The sequence below is a fragment of the Amaricoccus sp. genome, from assembly GCF_036846665.1.
GTDB lineage: Bacteria > Pseudomonadota > Alphaproteobacteria > Rhodobacterales > Rhodobacteraceae > Amaricoccus.
In genome coordinates, this window is record NZ_DAIUBO010000091.1 from 1 (window position 1) to 14,451 (window position 14,451).

Genomic DNA, 14,451 nt, shown 5'->3' on the forward strand with positions numbered 1-14,451 from the left:
GGCTCTTCGTGGCGCTGAACCTTATGCTGATGAACGGCGGGCGGATCCTGCTGCTGCCGCGCTTCGACGCCGACCAGGTGATCGGGCTGATGGCGCGCGCCACGGTGCTGATGGGGGTGCCGACCTTCTACACGCGGCTCCTGGCCTCCGAGGGGCTGACGCGGGAGGCGGCGGGGGGCATGCGGCTCTTCGTCTCGGGCTCGGCGCCGCTGCTGGCGCGGACCCATGCGGATTTCGAGGCCCGCACCGGGCAGCGCATCCTCGAGCGCTACGGCATGACCGAGACCGGCATGTCGGCCTCGAACCCGCTCCATGGCGAGCGCCGCGCGGGCACGGTCGGGCTCGCGCTGCCGGGGGTGGCGCTCCGGGTCTGCGACGGGGAGGGGCGCGCGCTGCCGCCGGGCGAGGTCGGGGTGCTGGAGGTGCGCGGGCCGAACGTGTTTCTGGGCTACTGGAACCTGCCGGAGAAGACCGCCGCCGAGTTCCGCGCGGACGGCTATTTCATCACCGGCGATCTCGCGACCATCGCCGCGGACGGCTATGTGAGCATCGTCGGCCGGGCCAAGGACCTGATCATCTCGGGCGGGCTCAATGTCTATCCCAAGGAGGTCGAGACCGCGCTCGACGCCCTGCCCGGCATCGTCGAGAGCGCGGTGATCGGCGTGCCGCATCCCGATCTCGGCGAGGCGGTGGTCGCGGTGGTGACGGCGACGGGCGAGCCGGGCGACCTGGCCGGGGCGCTGCGCGACCGGCTGGCGGGGTTCAAGATCCCCAAGCGCGTGCTGCGCGTCGAGGCGCTGCCGCGCAATGCCATGGGCAAGGTGCAGAAGAACCTGCTGCGCGAGCGTTTCGCGGGGCTCTTCGCCGGCTGAATTTCACTCCATGGCGGCGGTGCAGGCCCCCGCGGATATGGCAAGGACGAATCCGCGCGCTTGCGTGATGAAGCGCCGGGCCCGCGCCCGCCCGACCCCAGCGGCCGTGAGGAAATTGCGGAAGAAGCCCGACCGCAACCGAATATCGGGAGCAGAACCGGTTTCCTGCCGAGGAGCGCCGCGAGGTCGTTCGGTCCGGGCCTTGCTTCCCGCCCGGGCTCACTGGAGGGGGCGGGGCGGGCCCGGCTCCGAGGACCGGGCCATTTCCGAACGGACCCGCTGACGATAGAAATCTATCGGGACGTCCTTGCCCTTGCGCTTGCAGTACCAGAACGTCCAGCCGTTGCACGACGGTGCGCCCTCAAGCGCCGCGCCGACCTGATGGATTGACCCACGCACATCGCGCAGGCCGCTCGCCACCAGGGTCCCGTCCGCGCGGATCCGTGCCCTGTGGCGGCCGTTGATCGAGGTCACCTCCTCGCCGGGCGTGAGCATTCCCAGTTCCACGAGCTGTCCGAAGGCAACGCGCGGCTCGGCCCGCTTGGGTGTCGTCACGGCCGCGAATTCCGCGTCGAGCGGGCGCACCGCGCCGATTCTTTCCTCCGCTGCCGCCCTGTACTCCGCCTCGCGCTCGATCCCGATGAACCGCCGCCGCAGCCGCTTGGCGACGGCGCCCGTCGTGCCCGTGCCGAAGAACGGGTCGAGCACCACGTCCCCCGGCTTGGTGGAGGCGACCAGCACCCGGTGCAGCAGCGCTTCGGGCTTCTGGGTGGGATGGGCCTTGTCGCCATTGGCGGTCTTCAGCCGCTCGGCGCCGGTGCAGAGCGGGATCACCCAGTCCGAGCGCATCTGGATGCCCTCGTTCAGCGCCTTCATCGCCTCGTAGTTGAAGGTGTATTTCGACTGGTCCGACTTCGCCGCCCAGATCAGCGTCTCATGGGCATTGGTCAGCCGCTTGCCGCGGAAGTTCGGCATCGGGTTCGACTTGCGCCAGACCACGTCGTTGAGGATCCAGAAGCCCGCGTCCTGGAGGCAGGCGCCGAGGCGGTAGATGTTGTGATACGACCCGATCACCCAGATCGCCCCGTCCGGCTTCAGGAGCCGCCGGGCGGCGGCGAGCCAGGCGCGGCTGAATTCGTCATAGGCGGCGAAGGAGGCGAAGCGGTCCCAGTGATCGTCCACCGCATCGACCTTGCTGTTGTCCGGGCGGAGCAATTCGCCCTTCAGCTGGAGGTTGTAGGGCGGATCCGCGAAGATCAGGTCGACACTGCCGGCCGGAAGGCCGCGCATGACCTCTATGCAGTCACCGGAATGGATAACGTCGACTTGCAAGTCATTGGTACTGCTCGATGTATCGGTCGTCATTTTATTCGGCATCCCGGTTGCGTCGCCCATGGAAACCATGAGTCAAAACCGATTCCGGGTCAATTTTTAAGTGAATCAACCGGTTAGGGGCTTCGCCTTGCACAACATCTTGTGGATGGGCCGAAAGAGCCGCCGATGATGTGGTGTCACCCCAAGCCTCTCCAGCCCCTCGAGATGGCTTTTCGTGCCGTATCCCATGTTGGAATGCCATCCATAGCCAGGAAACTGTTGCGAAAGTGCAACCATGATGCGGTCGCGCGTGACTTTTGCGACAATGGAGGCGGCGGCGATCGACAGCGCCCGGGCGTCGCCCCCGACGATCGCTGCGGCCGGGCAGGGCAGGCCGGGCGGCACCTGCCTGCCGTCCACGAGCGCCCTTCGCGGCGCCGTTCCGAGATCGGCGACGGCGCGGCGCATGGCCAGATGGCTGGCCTGAAGGATGTTCATGGTCTCGATCTCCGCGACGCTGGCCTGCCCGACCCCGACCGTCGCCGAGGCGACGAGTTCGGCGAAGAGCCGCTCGCGCTGCCGGGCGGTGAGCTTCTTGCTGTCGTCGAGCCCCGCGGGGATCGCGCTTGCGTCCAGGATCACCGCCGCCGCCACCACCGGCCCCGCCCAGGGGCCGCGGCCGGCCTCGTCGATGCCGCAGACCGGCTGCACCCCGGCCGATTCGCGGGTAAAATCCGGGCCTCCGGCCCGTGCGTGCGCGGTCACGGCTTCGGGCCGCCGAGCCCGGTCCGGGACACCATTCGGCGGCGCGGCAATCTCAGACCAGCGGATGGAAACAGGCCAGATCGCGCCCCGAATGGGGCTCGAGCGGCGGCCGGCTGGCGCGGCAGGTCCCATCGGCATGGGCACAGCGCGGGTTGAAGGCGCAGCCCGGCGGCGGGTTGAGCGGCGAGGGCAGCTCGCCCGTCAGCATGATGCGCGTCTTCTTGCGGTCGGGATCCGCGGACGGCGTCGCGCTCATCAGCGCCGCGGTATAGGGATGCGCCGGTGCCGCGAAGACCGTCCTGGCATCGCCGGCCTCCACCGCCCGGCCGAGATACATCACCATGATGTCGTCGGCGATATGGCGCACCACCGAGAGGTCATGGCTGATGAAGAGATAGGCGAGCCCGAGGTCGGACTGCAGATCCGCCAGCAGGTTCAGCACCTGCGCCTGGATCGAGAGATCGAGCGCGGAGACCGGCTCGTCGAGCACCAGCACCTTGGGCTTGAGCGTCAGGGCCCGGGCGATGGCGATGCGCTGGCGCTGCCCGCCGGAGAACATATGCGGATAGCGGTTGTAGTGCTCGGGCCGCAGCCCCACCCGCTCCATGGTCTCCAGGCCGATGCGCCGGCGCTCGCTCGCGCTCATGTCGGTGTTGAGCTTCAGCGGCTCCTCGAGGATCGCGCCGATCTTGTGGCGCGGGTTGAGCGAGCCATAGGGGTTCTGGAACACGATCTGGATGGTGCGCCGGGTTTCCACCGCATTGGCGAGCGCCGCCTTGCCGCCGATCTCCAGGGTGCCGGAGCTCGGTTCCTCGATCATGGTCACGACCCGGGCGAGCGTCGACTTGCCGCAGCCCGATTCGCCGACCACGGCGAGCGTCTTGCCCGGAAAGAGGTCGAAGCTCGCGTCCTGCAGCGCGCGGACGGTCCTCTCCTTCGAGAAGGCCCCGCCGCCGACCTGGTAGTGGCGCGAGAGGTTGCGCGCCGAGACGATGGCGCCGCCCGCGCCGCTCACAGCACGGCCTCGGCGTCGCGGCCCATGGGCTGGCCCGCGACCAGCGGGTAGTTGCAGAGCGCATGTCCGAGCTCCGCGCCCTGGCGGGTCACGCCGCGGCGGCAGCGGTCGGTGGCATAGTTGCAGCGCGGCGAGAACAGGCAGCCCCTCGGCCGGTCGAACTGGCCGGGCACCACGCCCGGGATCGAGGGCAGCAGCTTCGAGGTGGCGCGTTCCGGCAGGGCGGCGAGCAGCGCCGCGGTATAGGGGTGATGCGGCTCGGTGAAGAGCCCCCTGACCGGCTGCTCCTCGACCTTCTGGCCGGCGTATTGCACCTGCACCCGCTCGGCGGTTTCGGCGACCACGCCCATGTCGTGGGTGATCAGGATCAGCGCCATGCCCTTCTCCTGCTGGAGCGAGATCAGGAGGTCGAGGATCTGCGCCTGGATGGTGACGTCGAGCGCGGTGGTCGGCTCGTCGGCGATCAGGAGCTTGGGATCGCAGGCCAGCGCCATGGCGATCATCACCCGCTGGCTCATGCCGCCCGAGAGCTGATGCGGGAAGGCCGAAAGCCGCGAGGTCGGGTCGGGGATGCCCACCTGCTCGAGCAGCTCGATCGTGCGTGCGCGGCGCGCGGCGCGGTCCAGCCCGAGGTGCTTTCGCAGTGTCTCGCCGATCTGGAAGGCGACCGTGAAGCAGGGGTTGAGGCTCGACATCGGTTCCTGGAAGATCATCGAGACCTCCTTGCCGACGATCTTGCGCCGGTCGGCGGCGGGCATGGTCAGCACGTCGCGCCCGTCGAAGGCCATGCGGTCGGCGGTGACCTTGGCGGTCCAGGGCAGGAGCCCCATCAGCGCCAGCATGGACACCGACTTGCCCGAGCCGCTCTCGCCGACGATGGCGAGGATCTCGCCGCGGCCGCAGAGGATGTCGACGCCGTCCACCGCGCGGAAGAGCCCGCCCGCCGTCTGGAACTCGACCGTGAGGTTGCGGATCTCCAGGAGCGCCATCACGACCTCTTCAGCTTGGGATCGAGGGCGTCGCGCAGCCCGTCGCCCATCAGGTTGATCGCCAGCACCGTGATCAGGATCGCGAGGCCTGGGAAGGTGACCACCCACCAGGCGCGCAGGATGAACTCGCGCGCCTCCGCCAGCATCGTGCCCCATTCCGGGGTGGGCGGCTGCGCCCCCATGCCGAGGAACCCCAGCGCCGCCGCGTCGAGGATGGCGTTGGAGAAGCTGAGCGTCGCCTGCACGATCACCGGCCCGAGGCAATTGGGCAGGATCGTGCGTGTCATCAGGTAGAACGGCGAGGCCCCCGCCACCCGCGCCGAGGTCACGTAGTCGCGCCCCGCCTCGTTCAGCACCGAGGCCCGCGTCAGCCGCACGAAATGCGGCTGCAGCACGATGGCGATGGCGATCATGGCGTTCATGAGGCCGGGCCCGAGGATCGCCACCAGCACCAGCGCCAGCAGGAGCGAGGGGAAGGCGAGGATCACGTCCATCACCCGCATGATGATCGTGTCGACCACACCGCCCACATAGCCCGAGATCAGCCCCAGGGTGACCCCGCCCGCCAGCGCGATGGAGACCACCACCAGCCCGATGAAGAGCGAGAAGCGTGCGCCGTAGATCAGCCGCGACAGCATGTCGCGCCCCACGGCGTCGGTCCCGAGCAGGAAGGCGGTCGAGCCGCCCTCCTGCCAGAAGGGCGGCACCAGCAGCGCGTTGCGGTCCTGCACGTTCGGCCCGTAGGGCGCGATCACCGGCGCCAGGATCGCGACCACGATCAGCGTCAGGAAGACCGCCAGGCCGAGGACGGCGCCGCGGTTCTCGGAGAAATAGAACCAGAACTCCGCGAGCGCCCGGCGCTCGACGGCGGCATGCATCGGCGCGGCTTCCTCGGCGGAGGCGACGTCGTTCTGGGGAATGTCGGTCATGGCCGCCTCCTCAATGCCGGATGCGCGGGTTGATCAGCCCGTAGGTCGTGTCCACGATCAGGTTGACGACCATGACCACGACCGCGATCAAGAGGAGCCCGCCCTGGACCACCGGATAGTCCCGGCGGGAGATCGAATCGACCATCCACTTGCCGATGCCGGGCCAGGAGAAGATCGTCTCGGTCAGGATCGCGCCCGCGAGCAGCGTGCCCACCGAAAGCCCGATCACCGTGATCACCGGGATCATCGCGTTCCGGAGCGCATGCACCCCGATCACCCGGCCGGGCGACATGCCCTTGGCCCGCGCCGTGCGCACGTAATCCTCGCCGAGCACCTCGAGCATCGCCGATCGGGTCTGGCGCGCGATCACCGCGAGCGGCACGGTCGCGAGCACGATCGAGGGCAGGATCAGGTGGTGCAGCGCCGAGAGGAAGGCGCCCTTCTCCCCCGAGAGCAGGCTGTCGATCAGCATGAAGCCGGTATGGGCGGGGAAATAATAGAGCAGCGAGATCCGCCCCGAGACCGGCGTCCAGCCGAGGTTGCCGGAAAAGACGATGATGAGCAGCAGGCCCCACCAGAAGATCGGCATCGAATAGCCCACGAGCGCGGTGCCCATCAGCACCTGGTCCACGAGCTTGCCGCGCCGGCTCGCCGCGAAGACCCCCGCCGGGATGCCGACGAGAATCGCGATGACTATGGCGCAGAAGGCGAGTTCCACGGTCGCGGGAAAGAGCGCGAAGAACTCGGTCAGCACCGGTTTCTTGGTCACGATCGAATTGCCGAAATCCCCGCGCAGCAGGTCGCCGAGATAATCGAGGTACTGCCGCCAGATCGGCTGGTCGTAGCCGAACTGCTTCAGCATCTCGGCGTAGCGTTCCTCCGAGAGGCCGCGCTCGCCGGCCATCAGCAGCACCGGGTCGCCGGGCAGCACCCGCACGAAGCCGAAGGCGACGATGGTGATGCCGAGGATCGTCGGGATCAGCAGCGCGATCCGTCTGAGGATGAAGAGTATCATGGCCCCCCCAGGATCCGGAGTTCGCGCGGGAAGGTGGTCAGGCAGTCGATGCCCGTCTCCGTCACCAGCACGTCGTCCTCAATTCGCACGCCGCATTCCCCGAGCCGGTAGAGGCCCGGCTCGACGGTGAAGACCATGCCGCTCTCCAGCACCGCCGCATTGCCGCGCATGATCTGCGGCGCCTCGTGCACGTCGAGGCCGAGGCCATGACCGGTCTTGTGCCGGGCGAAGGCGGCGAAGGGCGAGGCTTCCAGCAGCCGCTGCACGGCGTCGTCGACGTCGTGGGCGCTCCGCCCCGCGCGGCTCGCCGCCCGCCCGGCCTCGTTCGCCGCGAGCACCGTGTCGTAGAAGGCGCGGTCCTTCTCCGAGGCATCGGCGACGAAGAATGTGCGTGTGATGTCCGCGTTATAGCCCTGATAGCTCGCACCGAAGTCGAAGAGCAGCGCGTCGCCGGGGCGGATGCGGTAGTCGAAGCGCGGCCGGGCATGGGGCTGCGCGGAATTGTCGCCCGCCGCCACGATGGGCTCGAAGGCGAGCCCGTCGGCGCCATGGTCGAACAATTCGCGCATCAGGACACCCGCCACCTCCGTCTCGGTCATGCCGGCCCGCACCTGCGTCAGCGTCGCCTCGAGCGCCGCCTCGGAGATGCGGATCGCCTGGCGCAGCAGGGCGACTTCCTCCGGCGCCTTGCGGAGCCGGATCGACGAGATCGCGGCATGGGCGTCCACCAGCTGCGCCGCGGGAAAGGCCGCCTGCAGCGCCGTGGCCTCGAAGACCCGCATCCGCTGCGCCTCGACGCCGATCCGCGCGCCGGCGGCCCCGAGCCCGCCGAGCGCGCCGCCGAGCGCGCGGAAGGCGTGCTCGAAGCCGTTCTCGTCGCGCCAGTCGAAGATCGCCCCCCTGAAATCCAGCGTGGAGAAGGAGGCCATCTCGAGATTGGGCACCACCGCCGCGGGCGGTCCCTCGGCGGGGACCACCAGCACCAGCGGTCGTTCGTTCTGGTGAAAGTCGCGGCCGAGAAGCCGGCGGAAATTGGCGCCGGGCACCAGCGCCACGGCGTCGAGGGACCCGGAGGCCATGACGGCCCGGAGCGGGGTCAGGCGTGGATCGCGGTCGGGCATGGCGGCGGCTTGCCTCGCGAGAAAGGGGCCGGACGGAAGGGTCCATCCGGCCCGCGGCCGATCACTCGGCGATGTCGACCCCGTCGAAACGGTGGCTGCCGAAGGGCTGCATCTTGTAGTTCTGCACCTTGCTGGACAGCGGCATGAACTGCACCGAATGCGCGATGGTCGCCCAGGGCGCCTGTTCCTTGAAGATGACCTGCGCCTGTTCGTAGAGCGGGGCGCGCTCGACCTGCGACGAGGTGACCTTGGCTTCCTGGATCAGGTCCTCGAAGGGCTGGTAGCACCATTGCGCCCGGTTCGAGTTGCCGACCGCCGCACAGCCGAGCAGCACCGCGAGGAAGTTGTCCGGGTCGCCGTTGTCTCCGGTCCAGCCGAGCAGCACCGCGCCGTCGCGGTCCAGGTCGGAGGAGAGCTTGAGATACTCGCCCCATTCGTAGGACACGATCTCGACCTCGACGCCGACCGCCGCGAAATCGGCCTGGATCAGTTCGGCCATGCGCCGGGCGTTGGGGTTGTAGGGCCGCGCCACCGGCATGGCCCAGATCTTCATCTTCAGCCCCTCCTGGCCGGCTTCGGCCAGCAGCGCCTTGGCGGCTTCAGGATCGTAGGGATCGTCCTCGACCGCGTCGTTGTAGGACCAGATCGTCGGCGGGATCGGGTTCTTGGCGATGGCGGCCTGGCCTTCGAAGACCGCGTCGATGATCGCCTGCTTGTTGATCGCCATGTTGAGCGCCTTGCGCACCTTCGGGTCGTCGAAGGGCGCCTGCTGGGTGTTGTAGGCGAGATAGCCGACGTTGAGCCCCTCCTGCTCCATGACCGTCAGGTTCGGATCGGCCTGCAGCCCGGCGATGTCGGCGGGATTGGGGTAGGGCGCGGCGTGGCATTCGCCGGCCTTGAGCTTCTGCATGCGCACGGAGCTGTCCACGGTGATCGCGAAGATCAGGTCGTCGATCGCCTCCTTGCCCTTCCAGTAGTCGGGATGGGCCTTGTAGCGGATCACCGCGTCCTTCTGGTAGGCGACGAACTGGAACGGCCCGGTGCCGACCGGCGCCTGGTTCAGGTTCGCCTGGGTTCCGGAGGCCTCGAGGCTGTCGGCGTATTCCTTGGACAGGATCGAGGCGAAATCCATCGCCATGTTGGCGATGAAGGGCGCCTCCGGCCGGTTGAGCACGAAGGTCACCGTCATGTCGTCGTCCTTGCGGATCTCCTTGATCAGCGCCGGCATGTCCATGCTCTGGTAATATTCCCAGCTCGCGTTCTCGGTATAGGAGTTCCACGGGTTCGCGGGATCGCCCTGGCGCGTGAAGGAGAAGATCACGTCGTCCGCGTTGAAGTCGCGGGTCGGCGTGAAGTAATCGGTGGTGTGGAACTTGACGCCCGGGCGCAGCTTGAACGTGTATTCCAGCCCGTCGTCCGAGACGGTCCAGCTCTCCGCCAGGCCGGGAACGGTGTTGGTGGTGCCGGACTCGAATTCCACGAGGCGGTTGTAGACCGGTCGCGAGGAGGCGTCGAAGGTGGTGCCGGCGGTGAAGAGCGCCGGGTCGAAGCCCTCGGGCGAGCCCTCCGAGCAATAGACGAGGGTCTTGGCCGAGGCCCCCGCCGCGAGGCAGCTGATCGCCGCCGCGGCGAGAAGTCGGGTGGTGATGCGCATGATGATCTCCCTGGAATTTTGCGGATTGCGTCTCCGATATTCCAATCGTTAACCGCAATACCGCGATCAGGCAACGTCCAGCGCATCGCGCCCCGCGACCCGGTCCGGGATACTCGCGGCGCGTGCATTCCGCGCCGGCGGTCACGGCAATGGCGATACGCCGATGATCGGTCGATGCAGCGCGAGCAACGTCGCCCAGGCCGCGACCGCGATCGTGATCCGGCGGAGATCCGGCAGGCCGCGGGGGCGCCATCGCCCGCCGATCAGAGCGGCGAGCGGAAGCGTCGATGTCCGTGCGGCGAGGCGCCGCCATGGGTCTTCGCCGAGCCGTCGGCGGTTCCGCCGGTCGATCGCGCGCATGCCCGAGAATGCCATGACCGTGAAGCCGCCGAAGAGGAGCCCATGGGCGAGATCGCCATTGGGCACGAGATGGGCGCCGGCCCAGAGCGCGAGCGCCCAGAGGATCGGATGCCGCGCGACGCCCGCTATGCCCGGCCGGTCGGGATCGAATTCCTGCGCGCGGGCGCCGCCGAACGAGAGCGGGTTGGGCGCCCCGAGGGCGAAGGCGACGAGCAGGCAGACGAGCGGCATCGCGAGGTTCGGCACCCAGCGCTGCCAGGGGGCATGGCTCCAGAGCGGCACATAGGGGGCATCGTTCGCGGCGTGGATGAGCCAGGCGAGCAGGGCGATCGAGACCGCGACATAGCCGACGAGATAGCCGCGCTGGCCGAAGGCCGAGGCGAGCCCCGCCTTGACCCGCGGCCGCATCGGAATCGCATGCGACAGCAGAAAGGCCGCATAGGCCAGGGCGAATCCGAGCCATCCGGACATGGTCAGGTCTCCGCGCGTCCGGAGGACTTCAGGACCACGGGCAGCCCGGCGACCACGAGCACCACCTCGCCCGCGACCCGGGCGATGCGCTGGTTCATCAGGCCGGCCGCATCGCGGAACGCGCGCGCGAGCGGATTGTCCGGCACGATCCCCTGTCCGACCTCGTTGGTGACCAGAACGACGGGGCTTGCCTGGGCCTGCAGGCATTCGGCCAGCGCATCGGCTTCCGAAGCGGGATCGGCGCCGGCGCCCATGAGGTTGCTGAGCCAGAGCGTCAGGCAATCCACGAGCCGGACGCCCTCGCCGTCGGTCGCGCGCAGGGCCTCGACGAGGGCGAGCGGCGCTTCCTCGGTGCGCCAGGACCCGTCGCGCCGCATCCTGTGCCGCGCGATGCGGTCTTCCATTTCGGCATCGAACGCCTGGGCGGTGGCGACATAGATGCCCGTCAGGCCGAATTGCGCCGCGCGCCGCTCGGCGTGGTCGCTCTTGCCCGACCGCGCGCCGCCCGTCACCAGGACGATCTCAGCCATGGGCCGGAACGGGACGGGAGCGTTCGGACTGCAAGTTCATCGGTCGGTCTTTACCTCGACGGAGCGGGCGGTTAGGTCGCGCGGGAGCTTCCGGCGGCGGGCGGGACCATGACCACAATCACCGTATGCACGACCTGCCGGACCGCGGGCAAGCCGGAACGGCCCGGCGAGGGCAGCGGCGGTGCGGCGCTGCTCGCGGAGGTGACTTCGGCGGCGCGGGCTGCGCCGGGGATCGAGGTGCGCGGCGTCGCCTGCCTGATGGGATGCGATCACGGCTGCAACGTCGCCATCTCGGACGCCGGCAAGATGGCCTATGTGCTGGGCCGATTCGAACCTGGGAGCGCGGATGCGGCGGCGATCGTGGACTATGCCCTGCGCCACCGCGAGAGCGCTTCCGGCGTCGTTCCCTATCGGGAATGGCCGCAGGGCGTGAAGGGCCATTTCGTCGCCCGGATCCCGCCGCTCGCCCATGAAGTGCGGGACTAGGGATTCCGCGTGAGCGCCCTGTGGCATTCCGCGCGGGTGGCGGGGCATTTCGGCGAGTTCCTGCAGGGCCGGATCGGCAGGAACGGCCCGGTGGCGCTGGTGACGCTCCCCTGCGACCGGCTCGCGGTCCGCGCTTCCTGGTCGGCGGGCGAGGGCTTTGCGCTCTACCAGCACGGGCGCGCGGTGATCACGCGCGCCCGGCTGGTCGCGCTCTTCCGGCGGTTGCACGGCGCTCCGCCAGCCGGCCGTCTGCGCCTTCGCGCCGCGATGCCGCCGGGCGGCGGCGCCGGGGCCTCGACGGCGTCACTGCTCGCGGCGGCGGATGCCGTGACCCGGGGCGGTTTCGCGCGGCTGCCGGCGGAGGTGCAGGCCGGTTTCTGCATCGGGCTCGAAGGGGCGAGCGATCCGCTGATGCACCGGAGGGCGGGCCGCCTGCTCTGGGCCTCGCGCGAGGGTCGCGTGCTCGACATCTTCGCGGAGCCGCCGCGGTTCGAGATCGTGGGTGGATTCTTCGGCCGTCCGACCTGGACCGATCCTGCCGACGCGGACTTTGCCGAAATCGAGGATCTGGTCGCGGATTGGTCGTCGGCCGCGGCGGCCGGCGATCACGCGGCCCTCGGTGCGCTCGCGCTCGAATCGGCCAGGCGCAATGCCCGGAGGCGCGGGCGGCCGGGCTTCGAACGGCTCGGGGCGCTTGCGGAGGAATTCGGGGCCCTGGGGATCGTCGCCGCGCATACCGGATCCGCGCGCGGTCTGCTTTTCCGGCCGGGGTCGGTTCCGGCGGGTGTCGAGGAGCGGCTGCGGGAATGGGGCCTGCGGCAGGTCCTGCGGTTCTCGAGCGGCGGCGGCACATGCTGAGCGCCGGGGCGATGCTCTTCGCGCTCGGGCTGGAGGCCGTGTTCGGCTGGCCCGAGGGGCTCTACCGCCGCATCGGCCATCCCGTGACCTGGATCGGGACGGCCATCACATGGTCCGAGGCGTGGCTGAACCGCCCGGGCCGGCTGCGCATCGCCGCGGGTGGCGTGGTGACTTTCGTGGTGACGGCCTCGGTCGCGGCTGCGGCCTGGATGCTGACGCAATTCCTCCCGGACGGCTGGCTCGGGATGGTGCTTTCCGGGGTGCTGGCGGCGCCTTTCGTGGCGGCGCGGTCGCTCCACGAACACGTGGCGGCCGTCGCGCGGCGGCTGGTGGAGGACGATCTGGTGCAGGCCCGGCAGGAGGTCGCGAAGATCGTGGGGCGCGAGACGGATGCCCTGGACCTGCAGGGCGTCTCGCGCGCGGCCCTCGAGAGCCTTGCCGAGAATGCGTCGGACGGGGTGGTGGCGCCGCTCTTCTGGGGCGTGCTCCTCGGCCTGCCGGGGATCGCGGGATACAAAGCGATCAACACGCTCGACAGCATGATCGGCCACCGGACCCCGCGCCATGCGGAATTCGGCAGGGTGGCGGCACGGCTGGACGACCTGGCCAACTGGCTGCCGGCGCGGATCACGGCGGGGCTCTTCGCGCTCGCATCCGGGCGTCCGGGGCAGGTCGCCCGGATCGTCGGTGCCGACGCGCGCCGGCATCGCTCGCCGAATGCGGGCTGGCCGGAAGCGGCGATGGCGGGCGCCGTCGGGGTCCGGCTTTCCGGGCCGCGGATTTATGGCGCGGTCGTGGCGGAGGAGCCCTGGCTGAACGGCGGGGCCCGCGATCCCGGCGCCGACGAGCTGCTGGCGGGTCTGAAGCTCTACCGGCGCATGGGGATCGGCGTGGCGCTGGTGCTGCTCGCGCTCGCCCTGCTCTGATGGCTTCGGAGGGAATCGATTCGGGCGGCCGGGACATTGCCGCGGCGGTCCGAGCGTCCAGCGCGCGGGAGAGGCGAGGCGTCGATGCATGATCCGGCGGCGATCCGGTCGGTGCCATTGAGGCAGCATGGCGGCGACATCGAGGCCGCGGCGGCGCGTTTCGGCGGCGCGCGCGGGGAATGGCTCGACCTCTCGACCGGGATCAATCGCCGGCCCTATCTCCTCGCCGCCGTCGGGCCCGAGCATTGGCGCGAGCTCCCGACCGCCGCGGCCTCGGCGAGGCTCGTCGCCGCGGCGCGGCGGGCCTATGGCACGGACTGGCCGATCCTTCCCCTGGCCGGGGCTCAGGCGGCGATCCAGTTGCTGCCGCGGCTCGCCGGGGCGGGCAGGGCGGCCATCCTCGGCCCGACCTACAACGAGTACGCGGCCGCCTTCCTTTCCGGCGGCTGGCATGTCGAACGCGCGACCGAGCCGCGGGGGCTCTCCGGGAGCGATATCGCAATCGTCGTCAATCCCAACAATCCCGACGGGCGGCGGCTTCCCCCCGAACGGTTGAGCGACCTGGCGGATACGGTCGGGTTGCTGGTCATCGACGAGAGCTTCGCCGATCCGCATCCGGAGCTCTCGGTGGTTCGCGGTGCCGGGAGGGCGAATGTCCTGGTGCTTCGCTCCTTCGGGAAGTTCTACGGTCTCGCCGGCCTGCGGCTGGGATTCGCGATCGGTGCGGAGACGCTCCTTGCGGGGCTCGCGGGCCTCGCCGGACCCTGGCCGGTCAGCGGGCCGGCGCTGGCGGTCGGAACCGCGGCGCTCGCCGACGATGCGTGGCGCGAGCGGATGATCGCAAGGCTCGCGCAGGATGCGGTGCGGCTCGACGACATGGCGGCTTCGGCGGGATGGCGCCTGCTCGGCGGGACCGCGCTCTTCCGGCTCTTCGATGTCGGCGACGCGGGGGCCGTGCAGGCGATGCTGGCAGGCCAGCGGATCTGGACGCGGAGCTTCGACTATGCGCCCGGCTGGCTGCGGCTGGGAATCCCGGGGCCGGAACCGGAGTGGCGGCGGGTGGGCGGGGGGCCCGGCTGATACTGGCGCGCGGGCGCGAGGAGCCCCTCGGGGTCGGGAGGCGCCCCCGGAAGGGGGGCGGGGCGG

The 14,451-nt window shown here is 69.9% G+C and carries 15 protein-coding genes; 5 read left to right on the forward strand and 10 right to left on the reverse strand.

From position 1 onward, the window contains the following. Window positions 1-872, forward strand: an 872-nt coding sequence (locus V7050_RS10555) for an AMP-binding protein (protein WP_324410518.1), incomplete at its 5' end; no start/stop codon positions are given. A gap of 219 nt (window positions 873-1,091) precedes the next feature. Here the strand turns inward: V7050_RS10555 and V7050_RS10560 are convergent. From V7050_RS10560 to cobU, 10 genes are all read right to left on the reverse strand, one after another. After that, window positions 1,092-2,237 (reverse strand): site-specific DNA-methyltransferase, encoded by a 1,146-nt coding sequence (locus tag V7050_RS10560; protein WP_324369081.1) that lies wholly within the window; start codon window positions 2,235-2,237, stop codon window positions 1,092-1,094. Between the two features lie 75 nt (window positions 2,238-2,312). Next, window positions 2,313-2,951 carry a ribonuclease HII gene (locus V7050_RS10565; protein ID WP_324410520.1) on the reverse strand — a complete coding sequence of 213 codons (639 nt, stop codon included), beginning with the start codon at window positions 2,949-2,951 and terminating at the stop codon, window positions 2,313-2,315. A 52-nt stretch (window positions 2,952-3,003) separates the two neighbouring features. Beyond that, window positions 3,004-3,966 (reverse strand): dipeptide ABC transporter ATP-binding protein, encoded by a 963-nt coding sequence (locus V7050_RS10570; RefSeq protein WP_324369083.1) that lies wholly within the window; start codon window positions 3,964-3,966, stop codon window positions 3,004-3,006. Beyond that, complete coding sequence (locus V7050_RS10575; RefSeq protein WP_324369084.1) at window positions 3,963-4,955, reverse strand: ABC transporter ATP-binding protein; 993 nt, start codon at window positions 4,953-4,955, stop codon at window positions 3,963-3,965. Before V7050_RS10575 ends, V7050_RS10570 begins: the two co-directional genes overlap by 4 nt. Then, window positions 4,955-5,833, reverse strand: coding sequence for an ABC transporter permease subunit (locus V7050_RS10580; RefSeq protein ID WP_324369088.1), 879 nt, complete (start codon window positions 5,831-5,833; stop codon window positions 4,955-4,957). Before V7050_RS10580 ends, V7050_RS10575 begins: the two co-directional genes overlap by 1 nt. 61 nt (window positions 5,834-5,894) lie before the next feature. Then, window positions 5,895-6,899, reverse strand: coding sequence for an ABC transporter permease subunit (locus V7050_RS10585; protein WP_324369085.1), 1,005 nt, complete (start codon window positions 6,897-6,899; stop codon window positions 5,895-5,897). Next, window positions 6,896-8,020: a M24 family metallopeptidase gene (locus tag V7050_RS10590; protein ID WP_324369086.1), complete on the reverse strand. Its 1,125-nt coding sequence runs from the start codon at window positions 8,018-8,020 to the stop codon at window positions 6,896-6,898. The genes V7050_RS10585 and V7050_RS10590 overlap by 4 nt, the downstream gene beginning before the upstream one ends. Window positions 8,021-8,081: 61 nt before the next feature. Continuing rightward, the gene (locus tag V7050_RS10595) at window positions 8,082-9,674 is read right to left on the reverse strand and encodes an ABC transporter substrate-binding protein (protein ID WP_324374594.1); all 1,593 of its coding nucleotides are present in this window, start codon (window positions 9,672-9,674) and stop codon (window positions 8,082-8,084) included. Between the two features lie 141 nt (window positions 9,675-9,815). Further along, window positions 9,816-10,505: an NnrU family protein gene (locus V7050_RS10600; RefSeq protein ID WP_324370320.1), complete on the reverse strand. Its 690-nt coding sequence runs from the start codon at window positions 10,503-10,505 to the stop codon at window positions 9,816-9,818. A gap of 2 nt (window positions 10,506-10,507) precedes the next feature. Beyond that, window positions 10,508-11,035 (reverse strand): bifunctional adenosylcobinamide kinase/adenosylcobinamide-phosphate guanylyltransferase, encoded by a 528-nt coding sequence (gene cobU, locus V7050_RS10605; RefSeq protein WP_324370322.1) that lies wholly within the window; start codon window positions 11,033-11,035, stop codon window positions 10,508-10,510. A 108-nt stretch (window positions 11,036-11,143) separates the two neighbouring features. Between cobU and V7050_RS10610 the strand changes: the two genes are divergently transcribed. From V7050_RS10610 to cobD, 4 genes are all read left to right on the forward strand, one after another. Next, entirely contained in the window at window positions 11,144-11,521 is a 378-nt protein-coding gene (locus tag V7050_RS10610) for a DUF1636 domain-containing protein (RefSeq protein WP_324370324.1), read from the forward strand. A 9-nt stretch (window positions 11,522-11,530) separates the two neighbouring features. After that, the gene (locus V7050_RS10615) at window positions 11,531-12,379 is read left to right on the forward strand and encodes a propanediol utilization protein (protein ID WP_324370326.1); all 849 of its coding nucleotides are present in this window, start codon (window positions 11,531-11,533) and stop codon (window positions 12,377-12,379) included. Continuing rightward, window positions 12,373-13,305 (forward strand): adenosylcobinamide-phosphate synthase CbiB, encoded by a 933-nt coding sequence (gene cbiB / locus V7050_RS10620; protein ID WP_324370328.1) that lies wholly within the window; start codon window positions 12,373-12,375, stop codon window positions 13,303-13,305. The genes V7050_RS10615 and cbiB overlap by 7 nt, the downstream gene beginning before the upstream one ends. A gap of 117 nt (window positions 13,306-13,422) precedes the next feature. After that, window positions 13,423-14,385 (forward strand): threonine-phosphate decarboxylase CobD, encoded by a 963-nt coding sequence (gene cobD, locus V7050_RS10625; RefSeq protein WP_324410522.1) that lies wholly within the window; start codon window positions 13,423-13,425, stop codon window positions 14,383-14,385. The last annotated feature ends 66 nt before the right edge of the window (window positions 14,386-14,451 follow it).